The sequence below is a fragment of the Streptomyces sp. NPDC029216 genome, assembly GCF_040648015.1.
GTDB lineage: Bacteria > Actinomycetota > Actinomycetes > Streptomycetales > Streptomycetaceae > Streptomyces.
This window is the reverse complement of the sequence record NZ_JBEZWL010000322.1, coordinates 1-1,058: the sequence shown is the minus strand read 5'-3', so window position 1 is coordinate 1,058 and position 1,058 is coordinate 1. Positions and strand designations below refer to the sequence as shown.

1 protein-coding gene is annotated in these 1,058 nt (G+C 66.3%); it reads left to right on the top strand.

All coding sequences use genetic code 11. The features are described from left to right. Positions 1 to 394: transposase (locus AB0F18_RS39325; protein WP_362070376.1), on the top strand; the 394-nt coding region annotated here is incomplete at its 5' end. Positions 395 to 1,058 lie beyond the last annotated feature (664 nt).

The following is a 1,058-nucleotide window of genomic DNA, read 5'->3' as shown; positions in this document are numbered from 1 at the left end:
CCGGCTGATCTACCGGCCCAGGCTGGACGACGGCCAGGGCAGGAGCAAGGGCCGCAAGAGCTTCGCCTGGACCGACTACCGCGACTTGATCACCGCGGCACACAACCAGCTCGGCGGACCGATCATCCTGATCTGGGACAACCTGAACACCCACCTGGCCGCCGGCATGAAGAAGTTCATCGCCGCCCAGGACTGGCTCACCGTCTACCAGCTGCCCTCGTACGCGCCCGATCTCAATCCAGTCGAGGGCATCTGGTCGCTACTGCGACGCGGATTCCTGGCCAACGTCGCCTTCTCCGACCCGGACCACCTCGTGCAGACGGTCAGACGCGGCTTACGGAAGATCCAGTACCGGCCGCAGCTCATCGACGCTGCCTGGCCGCGACCGGGCTGACCACTGCGTTGCCGTGATCGTGTTCGACATCGGCAGGTCTTGGCCGCATCAGCGGTCGCGTGGTCCGCGAGCGACGATCGGAGGAGCGTCGCCCTCTGGCAGGACGACCAGGAACCGCCAGAGTTCGTGCTCAACGTTCGCCAGTCCGATTGTCGCCGCTGACGCGAAAGCTTCGGCAGCGGGCCCGACACCCTCGGTCAGCTCGTCGATCCTCGCGTAGAACTTTGCCAGATCTGCGGAGCGGCCGTTGATCCACAAGCGAACCGTCGCCCCCGTACGAAGGGCGGCGAGTAGCTCATCGCGCATCGTGCCCGGAGCCGAATCCCGGACTCGGCCGTGAAGGCGCTCCTGGGCACAAGGCTGGGTCGGGGCCGCGTCGGCCTGCTGACGGCACCGTCGACACGACTGCAGCGCGTCGGGAACGAAAAGATGCAGGTAGAGAGTGGTGTGCCGTGCCGATATGCCACACAGCGTCCCGCGCGCGCCTACCGCGTGCTCGACACCAGGGGCCCCGTTCACCTCGCAAGCACCGAAGTGAGCCGGCTCCCGTGCTGCTGCGAACGACCAGCCATCATTTGGGACCTCGATCACGCGGACGAGCATGCCACAGCCGCTCCTCCATCCGGTCCTGCCGCCGACATCACGAGTTCAACCTGAGTAACGC